Raw genomic sequence first — 9480 nt, 5'->3', positions numbered from 1 at the left:
CTGCTCGAGCCCATCGGCAACATCCCGCCTGCCGAAGCGGAAGACCAATATTATGCTGCCGCGGACAACATCGATATGGCAGCGTGACTCACAACCCAAGGCCTCCGGCAAACCCGGCGCGGTTCAATATAGCGATACGCCTCACATCTAACGGCCCTGACGTGCTCCCCGGAAATGTGACCGATTTTTGAGTAGAGTCGGACGCGAAGGAGTTGGACGGAATGAAGCGCAGCAGGTTTAGCGAAGAGCAGATCATCGAGATTTTGAAGAAGCAGGAAGCGGGTTGGCGACGGCGGACGTGTGCCGCCGCCACGGGAACAGCTCTGCCACGTTCTACAAGTGGAAGTCGAAGTTCGGCGGGTCGGGGTATCCGAGGCCCGTCGGCTACGGGCGCTCGAGGACGAGAATGCGAGGCTCAAGAAGCTGTTGGCCGAGGCGATGCTCGACAACGTCGTGCTGAAGGATCTGGCATCAAAAAAATGGTAACGCCCGGCGCTAAGCGGGAAGCCGTCGCCCATGCTCGTGAACATCACGGGCTGAGCGAGCGTCGGGCGTGCAACCTGGTCGGCGTGAGCCGCCGCGTGATCCGGTACCAGTCGTCGCGACCGGAAGATGATGCGCTGCGGCAGCGGCTGCGCGAACTGGCGGCTGAGCGTCGTCGGTTCGGCTATCGGCGCCTTGGCTACTTGTTGGCCCGGGAGGGCATCACGCCCAACCACAAGAAGCTGCTGCGGATATATCGGGAGGAGAACCTACGGGTCCGTCGTCGCGGCGGTCGCAAGCGCGCCTTGGGCACACGGGCGCCAATGGTGTTGCCGGACGGGCCGAACCAGCGCTGGTCGCTGGACTTCGTCTCCGACACCCTGACGTGCAGCAGGCGGTTCCGCATCCTGTGCGTGGTCGACGACTTCACGCGGGAATGCCTGACGCTGGTGGCAGACACATCGCTGTCAGGTGTTCGGGTTGCGCGCGAGCTGACGCGACTGATCGGGATGCGCGGCAAGCCACATACGGTGGTCAGCGACACCGACCGCCACGGATTGATCCGGGGGATCAATCCGAAGGGAGGCACTGAGCTGACCTCGTCGGCCATCCTGCGCTGGTCGCAGGAGCGGCGGGTCGAGTGGCATTACATCGCACCGGGCAAGCCGATGCAGAACGGCTTCGTCGAGAGCTTTAATGGCCGCCTGCGAGACGAGTGCCTCAACGAGACGCTGTTCACGTCGCTGGCGTATGCCCGCTTCGTGCTCGATGCCTAGCGGCATGACTACAACCACGTTAGACCGCACTCGAAGCTGGGCGGGAAGCCCCCGCCGAGACCGCCGGCCAACGTGTCTGGGGGCGCGCGCCCAGACACATTGCCATCCCATCAAACAACCGCCATGAAAGAGCCGGACCCTGCCTCCGAGTGGTAACAATCAGACGAGCACGTCCCCGCGCCAAATCTCATGGCCTTCGACATGCCAACCGGACGTTGCCGGCCCGTCTCAACCGGCCGCCTGCTCATTTTTCGACGTATGTTAGACGGCTGCAATTGACACGCCGCGTAGGGTGCCGCGATATACCTGCGACATAGGCTGATTTGGCGTATATATTGGAGGGTAGTGTGGCGTCACCTTTTCCCAATCGATTAGTTGCCGGATTAAGGTCGTCCGCCAAGGCTTTTCGCGATGCCTTCCGTTCAGAAAATAATAATGCGAGGAGTGGATTAAATCTTAACGTGGGGTCCGGTGGATACTCTATTGATGGATTTACAGATGTCGATATTCCATCTGATTGGTATCGCGACCAGCACGGTGGATCATTTGCCCCCTATGACATGAGAAAGGGGAAATTGCCTTTTAAAAATAACACTGTTGAAAACATTTATTGCTCTCATGTCATCGAGCACATAGAAGACATATACGTAAATAGATTTTTTGAAGATGCTTCGTCGGTTCTGAAACAAGGCGGCGTTTTACGTGTCGCCACCCCAGATGCAAAATTTCTTTGGAACGTTAGCTCTTTTGAGAATAGTTACTGGGATTGGCGGAGCAGCTGGTTTTCTTCTCGCGGAATCCGTCGACAAGATTGTACGCAGTATGACTTTATGACAAGGGAGATTTCTACACGAAAGGTTAGGCACATCGATAGGTCGTTCGCATCACTTCACGACGAATTGGACTCGCTGAATTTTGACGAAGCAATGTGTTTGCTAATCCAAGGGAATGAATTCGATCTCTCTATGGTCGGAAATCATATAAATTATTGGACTTTTGATAAAATCCGCTCGATGGCAGATCGCTATTTTTCCTATATCGTCGAATCAAAGCCGAACGGGTCGGTCTCTGCAGCCCTGCGAGGGCGCGACATGGACTTAAAGCAACCCCAAATGTCTCTATACGTTGACTTAATAAAATGAACTTTTTTACTAAAAGCTTGAGGAAATTTATCTTTAAAATTAAAAATTAATTTTTCTCATAATTTATCTGGGCGCTGACCTGCTGCGCATCTCCTGGACCGTTTTGAGCTGGAACATTCCAGTTATGATCGACGGCCAAGGAAGCGGAGCAAGTGGTGAAGAGTCGCGGTGAAGAGATCAACGTACAGTGAGGCGCAGATTGCTTTCGTGTTGAAGCAGGTCGAGGATGGGCGACGGTCGGCGAGGTGTGTCGCAAGACCGAGATCAGCGAAGCGACCTTCCAGGCGTGGCGGAAGAAGTATGCGGGGCTGACGCCGTCTGAGATGCGGCGGCTGCGCCAACTCGAGGACGAGAACAGCAAGCTCAAGTGGCTGGTTGCTGACCTGTCGCTGGACAAGGCGATTTCCAGGATGAGGCCGTTTGACAATCGATCCCGGGGATCGACTGTAGGCCGAATGGGTCGCGAAAGCTCGGAGGCCTGATCGCCGGCGCAAGCTCGCCGATGATGTTCGGAACACCTGGCACGTCAGCATCAGGCGATCGTGCAATGTGCTTCTAGCGGAACGATCGAGCTACCGTTGCCGTGGTTGCCATTCGGCTTAGGCCGCGTCGAAGAAGCGGATGTGGAAGATCGCGGCGACGCGCGTGGTTGCGGATTCATGTGCTGCTCCGGCGGGAAGGCTGGGACGTGAACGCGAAGCGTATCTATCGGCTTTACAAGGAGATGAGGCTGGAGCTGCGACGCAAGCCACCGAAACGTCGAGTGAAAGCGAAGCTGGATAGCATGATTTGACCTGTCTCGGTGTCCACCAAACCGGCAGCAGGCCACTCAGATTTTGTTTACGAACCCGAGCGTGGGCGGGGAATTTCAACAAGGCTAACGCTCAAGGTGTTGCCCGCTCTATCGCTTGCGGTCTAAGTCTATCGGTCAGGTGATTGCGGATAGGGAATAATGGGGGAAATAGATAAGCGCCGCGCCATTTCAGAGCGGCACCACGCTCTCGACCTGATAAGAGGGATCGCCGCACTAGCGGTGGCAAATTATCATTTCCTATCATGGAATGTCGGCCTCAAAATCCAGAGTATGGGCACCTTCTCGGTGTATGTGTTCTTTATCCTGTCCGGACTGACGATGCTGATGGTTTATGGGAGTCGCTTTCGCAGTGGCATCGCCCCGGAAAGCTGCGCCAGCTTCTTTCGTAACAGAATTGCCCGGCTACTCCCCCTGTTGATATGCGTGTCGCTGGCAGTCGTCGTCGAGACGCATTTCGATTCAGGCGTGATCGGGAGAGCAGTTTTGACCGGCACTGGATTGTTTTCACTCGGGATGCCGGGATTTCTGGGATCATCAACCGGAACATGGTCGCTCGGGATCGAAGCGCTGTTCTATACGGTCTTTCCGGTGGCAGCAATGGCGGCAATGCGTGCTTCGACAAAGGCATTGATCCTGACGACGATCGGCTTGTTAGTAGCGAAGCATATTTTCCTGTGGTTACTGCAACCGATGATCGGAAATGAGAAGGTATTTTGGGATTATTATTCGGAGCCGATCACCTTCGCGCCCTTCTTCGCCATCGGCTTCATAATATACCGTATCGGCGGAAGCCGCCTTCATCAATTCATCCCCGTCGGTCTTGGATGTCTCGCCGTATTGATGTCGTTCTCGCTCATGGTAGATGATAATCTGTTCTCCGATCAGCCGATGTATTTCGCTTTGACCCTTTTGGCGGCGTTCACGATTTATTGCTTCTATCGGAGCAGACTACCGACATGGATGATCGGGATTGCCATGTTCCTCGGCGATATCAGCTATTCCTTATACCTCACGCACTGGATCGTTGACTGGTTCGTCAACAAAGTATGCGATGCAGCGCAATGGTCGCTGGGCGTCCAATGGGCGATGTTCCTGGTAACTGCGATCACGGTCGCGAGCATCTCCTACCGGTGGCTTGAAACAACGGCAAGAGAGTGGATAAGAGCGAGCGCGAAACCGCCTCTGCAAATGGCCAGAACTGATTTACCATAGGCTGCATTATGTTCGCATGCCCTGACGCGATGACTTGTGGGTAATTGAAAGGCCCAGCGGAAGGGTACGCTACTGGATGGACGGGCATTGCTAACGGCTGCGAAAATTACCGGTTCGACAAATCAGGAAATCAGGCGCCGCGCGGTTGCATAAACGCAGGCATAAGACATCAGGCGCAGCGCGAGGATGTTGAGCAGTTTGCCAATCTCGGCCATCCCAAAGAGCATAGGACGGATTGAGGTATACCTCGTCGGGAGGCTCAAGCACGCCGTTGGCTTATCTATAAGGACGCAGTCTTGATGGCGGATATTGCGACGACGGAGATATTGCACGAGGAGCGGTCACCATTATCCGCCGTGCCGACGTAACATCGCGATCGCGCGGGCGACCAGCCAGCCCCACCAAATAGCCCATCAAGCTAGCGGTTTTGATCGACAGTGTGGCTCCGCCGAACATCAGCGTAAATGTTAGATAGACGGTGACCATCGTTAAAATACCAGTGTTGACTCTATGCCAACGAGTGAAGATCCCGCTATAGAACCATATTGCGACCGGCATGCCGAGCAGGCCTACGCAGCGAAGCATATAGATCACACCACTATCGCCAACGCGATCCAGCGGAACCGCCCCCAGGAGCATTTCCCTCACGCTAGTCCTATCTAGGGCGCCAAATGTAATTTCAAGTCGGCTTACAGTATCTCTATAAAAATCACCAAAATGAGTTGTGTAGACGATATAAGCTGCAACAATGACCATTGGGCCTATTAACCACAACATAAAGCTATATGCGCGGATTCGCAGCAGTAGAAAAAGACTAATCAGTACAATCAGAATCATGCCGGCGCGAGAATCTGCCGCCAGTGCCAAGCCCATGCATATAATGATGGCTCCCGCACGCACTAGAGTCGGCCCGCGATATATTCCTGCGTAATATATCGACATTAGAGCAGAGAAGTAACCCAGAGACAGCGGTTCCATAAACGCGCCACTCAACCGATGATCGGCGAAACCGAACTGCGAGCCCCCGGCGCGAAACGCGCCAGCATAGAACCCCGCGTCAGTTGATGCGTTGGGGTCTTGGTTAGCGATCCATTCGCGTGTCGCCGAAAAATAAGCGGCCGGATCGAAGAGGCGGACATAGAGCGCTGGGAAGAATGCCTCCATTAGCGTCGTCGCCAGTACGAACAGCAATAGGCCATGCATCCACTTGGTTCGAACCGAGCCGGCAGCCATCCCGAGTATGATGTAAATGGGGATTAAAAGGGTATCATAAATCGTCTTCGGATTAAACGGATTAGCAATATTTGTCCCCACCAAAGAGAGGGCGATTAAACACAACGCCATTACCGTTTGGCGTTCCAGCTTCGCCCGAGGGGACGTGAATGCCGGCAGTGCTAGCGCCGTTACAATTACCTGAGCGACAATGACTAAACGGGTCGATGCCGGTAGCCCCCGTGCGTGAAGGAATGCCAGCGCCAGGTTGAGGAACATTGCCGCACACAGCACCGCGAAGCACAACCCCCGGCGAGGTGCCTCCGATTTACGGTGCCTTGCAACGTTAACGAACCTCAAGGCTGCCCTTGGACTCGCCCCGGCATTCCCACCTCTGTTAGCCATTTGCTTTTTTCGCGCTCATTCTTGAAATTTTTTGGTATTCGTCTCAAAACTTGAGCGAGTACGAACCCGACACCAAGCTCTGCCGACATCGGAACGAATGACTCTCTCCGGAGATTAGGTTATCTTTTGACCGTGTCATTACGTTGGGCATATTTATTTTGCACTTATTCTTCTTTCACGCACATGTTTGCGCAATTATGCGCGACCAGAGGATCGACCTATTTCGGGAGAAACCTTTCCATTAGCAAGGTTTGTGGCTTGTCTACGCCATTTACCGGGTCAGCCGAGTTCGGCGACTTTCCCCAAGTGCCGCCACCCGCGAAATAAGTGGCGCCGATAAATACATCCGAGCGCTCCTTCATAAACGCCACTAATGCCCTCAACTCTTTGAGCGAGGCCGGGTACTGTCCACTAGCAAATTCTCCAAGAAACACCTGGCGCTGATGCTGCCGCCCCCACTTGTAGATGTCCTCCAGCACGCGCGAGCCGATGCCGGGGCGAGCCGGCCCCTTGGGCGCACCGCCAACACCTTGGTCAATGTACTGATGAGCGTCGAACGCAAAATTATTCTCGGGGTCTCGCACCTGCAGCATCACCTCAGCGTTGCTACTTCTCAGCCAAGTATTCGCTTTCGTCCAGGACACGCCTGAAAATAGCACCTTGGATTTTGCGCCAGCAGCGCGAATGGCGGCGCAAGCGGCATTTTGCACGGTCAGGTTGACCATTGGGTCTTCGCCATGTGGCTCGTTCATCAGGCCGTACCATACGAGATCGTTGGTCCGGTAGCGTCGCGCGATCCTGCCCCAGAAGTCGGCAAAGTCTGCAGCGCTGACAGTAGAGCCGGGATCGCCGATCACTTGACCATCCCGGCGGCCATAGTCGTGCGAGTCGAGCACAACCACCGCACCGGCGCCCGTTGCCAGGTCGACGATCTCGTCCAATCCGGCAAGAGCGTCCTCCAAAAGCGGCTCGCTCAATTCCGGCTGCAACCGATCCCATTTGAAGGGTAGGCGAAAGATATTGAAACCATTATCCAGATAATATCGGAGATTATCGAGCTTAGGCCAGCGCCAGCGCCCGCCGATCTTCTTGAATTCCGCGCCAGCTAGGTTAACGCCCAGGCGGAAGCGCGGCCCGCGCGTGACCGCGCCGGCCGTCCATGCTTGAGGAGCACCTAATCCATACGACAATGCGAATGCAGCGCCTGCAATAACGGTGCGCCGTGATAATATTGACATAGCCATCGTTTGCCCGGCCGCGAGCCCAATGGCAAGGCGATCCCTGACATGCGGACGGTTTTCCCTATCGGCTTATCGCGGCAAAATGGCGTTAGATCTGATCGAGAGATATGATCGAGCACGCTTAGGTGAACGGCCTCGACGGCGAAACTAGGATATGTTGCGACGATTGTCGTTTGGGGAATTTTGATTAGCCGGCGCGCTTTGCAGCGCCATTACGGCGGATAGGTCGGATTCCGGCCGCAGAGGGAGATTGACGACATTGGCAATCGTTTTAGATCTCGTGTTGGCAACACGACCAAAGGCATCGACTGGCATCGAGCGATATTCAATTAATCTATTCAAAGCATTGCAGGAGATCACGCCCGATGTAGTAGCATTTGTCGACAGCCGCTCGAATGTTCTATGCGGCACGGGCGTAATTCCTGTTCGTGGAGGATTTATAGGTTGGCTATTTTTGCCGTTTAGTAGACGCTACCGCGAACTAGAATTCGATTCGTTAATCTGCCCGGCTTTTCCACCAAGCCCATTTGTATTGAATGGTAAACCTTCTATCTATCGCATTATCCACGACGATTTTCCTTGGACGCGGTCGCGCAAAATGAATTTTCGCGGACGCCTCTTGTTCAAATACCTAGAATCAGCGTTATCGCCCTTCTACCATTCCATTTGTGCTCCGACCGAACCTGTGGCGCGGAGCCTCGCAGCGATTTTGAAACGAGACGTTGCGTTAGTAGGCAATGCGCCGGGACTTGATCTAGTGGATGCCCCGCCTGCTGATCGTGGTGCCAGTCAGGTAATAACGGTAGGCACTATTGAGCCGCGCAAGAATTACGATGCCGTCATGGCTATGGCACCACACCTTCCTACGTCGTGGTCGGTCGCCATCGTTGGTCGCAAGGGCTGGGGCAAAATCGCCGATGACTGGGAACGCTACATTGACGAGGAAGGGGGCAGGCTAGAATGGCATGGTCACGCTTCCGACGAGACACTGCTGAGCCTCTATCAGAAATCAAGCTGTTTCCTCTCCATGTCGTTGGCCGAAGGCTTTAACATGCCTCTTGTGGAAGCGGGATGTCTGGGATTGCCGGTGGTTTGTAGCGATATCGAAATTCATCGGGCAGTTGCGCCTCCATGGGCGCGCTTCGCGCCGTTAAGCATTGCGGCGGAAGACTTAGCTAACGCCGTTATCCAATCTTCCGCCGAATTGCCATCTCAGGAAGCCGTTGCCGAATATCGGCAGCGATTCAGCTGGAGGGAGATCGCTAGAACGGTCGCATTGATTGCTTCTGGGCGGCCTCAATGAACCTAAGCCCATATATGACGATTTCTCGATTTACGACGTGGCTGATTGCGCTTTAGAAATATTTGGCAGCTCTGTAAGCCGGTGTGAAAAGCATAATCTGCCCTTTGGTGCCGACAGTCAGCCCGTGATCCACGGAATTGTCGCATGATCGAGCAAACTGCTTGATCGTATCTTGCTCACCTGATCGCTCGGCATCGTCGAAAATCACGAGAAATTCACCCGCCAGATGATTGCGCAAAATCGGCAAGACCGCCCAGCGCGCGTTGCGCTTCTGCGCACCCGGCGGGCCATCGACCAGAACAAGGTCGAACGTTTTTCCCTGAAGGCCGCTGAGATCGAAAAAGCCCTTAACTTCCACCCCCTCTATAATCTGTCGAGATAAACTACTGTGCAAAACCGCATGATCAACGCGGTTCGCTATCCAATCACGCCAGTCAGGATCGGTTTCTAACGACGTGATTTGTAGATCGGGCCGAATTTGCTTCAGAGTGTTCAGCAGCAAACTCGTCTGGCCCGCGCCGATCTCTAAAATCCTCTTGGCGGGGGTTTCTGTGACCGATCGCAATAAACTATAAAGAAGACTATAATTGGCTCCAGATTTGGCAGCGTAGAAGGGCGGGGCGTCGACCTTGAGCGCTCGTAATGCGCTATCAAAAATAGCTTGATATAGAGTTTCCTGTGCGAATCGGGCGCCCGTAAGCTCGGTAAACCTTCGCATGGCATGCCACGCACGCAGCATACGTAAACGCTTGGCCAGCCCGCGATCTGAACCGCGCCGGGTTTGCCGGAGGCTCCAACTCCTGAGAAGGTGGAGCCTGTATGAGCAAGACGACGAACAAGTTTGCGCCGGAGGTCCGCGATCGTGCGGTGCGGATGGTTTTCGATCACGAGC

The 9480-nt window shown here is 54.6% G+C and carries 6 protein-coding genes and 2 pseudogenes; 5 read left to right on the top strand and 3 right to left on the bottom strand.

Annotated elements, in window-relative coordinates; all coding sequences use genetic code 11:
* Positions 1–221: 221 nt before the first annotated feature.
* The 4 genes and pseudogenes from K7G81_RS17550 to K7G81_RS17530 all read left to right on the top strand — a co-directional run bounded on the left by K7G81_RS17550 (position 222) and on the right by K7G81_RS17530 (position 4427).
* Positions 222–1415 (top strand): annotated as a pseudogene (locus tag K7G81_RS17550) (IS3 family transposase).
* Positions 1416–1606: 191 nt separating this feature from the next.
* On the top strand, positions 1607–2401 hold the full coding sequence (locus K7G81_RS17545) for a methyltransferase domain-containing protein (protein ID WP_223032129.1): 795 nt from the start codon (positions 1607–1609) through the stop codon (positions 2399–2401).
* A gap of 168 nt (positions 2402–2569) precedes the next feature.
* Positions 2570–2805 (top strand): annotated as a pseudogene (locus K7G81_RS17540) (transposase); the annotation flags it as partial.
* Between the two features lie 548 nt (positions 2806–3353).
* Positions 3354–4427: an acyltransferase family protein gene (locus tag K7G81_RS17530; protein ID WP_223032126.1), complete on the top strand. Its 1074-nt coding sequence runs from the start codon at positions 3354–3356 to the stop codon at positions 4425–4427.
* A 276-nt stretch (positions 4428–4703) separates the two neighbouring features.
* Here K7G81_RS17530 and K7G81_RS17525 read toward each other — a convergent pair whose 3' ends face one another.
* Entirely contained in the window at positions 4704–5918 is a 1215-nt protein-coding gene (locus K7G81_RS17525; protein ID WP_223032125.1) for a hypothetical protein, read from the bottom strand.
* Between the two features lie 344 nt (positions 5919–6262).
* Positions 6263–7282: a glycoside hydrolase family 5 protein gene (locus K7G81_RS17520; protein ID WP_223032124.1), complete on the bottom strand. Its 1020-nt coding sequence runs from the start codon at positions 7280–7282 to the stop codon at positions 6263–6265.
* Between the two features lie 253 nt (positions 7283–7535).
* Between K7G81_RS17520 and K7G81_RS17515 the strand changes: the two genes are divergently transcribed.
* Positions 7536–8588, top strand: a complete 1053-nt coding sequence (locus tag K7G81_RS17515) for a glycosyltransferase (protein ID WP_223032123.1) — start codon at positions 7536–7538, stop codon at positions 8586–8588.
* A 52-nt stretch (positions 8589–8640) separates the two neighbouring features.
* Here the strand turns inward: K7G81_RS17515 and K7G81_RS17510 are convergent.
* A partial coding sequence (locus tag K7G81_RS17510; RefSeq protein WP_223032122.1) for an O-methyltransferase occupies positions 8641–9480 on the bottom strand: 840 nt, incomplete at its 5' end.

The sequence above is a fragment of the Hephaestia mangrovi genome, from assembly GCF_019880555.1.
Classification (GTDB): domain Bacteria; phylum Pseudomonadota; class Alphaproteobacteria; order Sphingomonadales; family Sphingomonadaceae; genus Sphingomonas; species Sphingomonas mangrovi.
The sequence above is the reverse complement of the archived record's forward strand: the minus strand, read 5'-3'. Positions and strand labels throughout refer to the sequence as shown.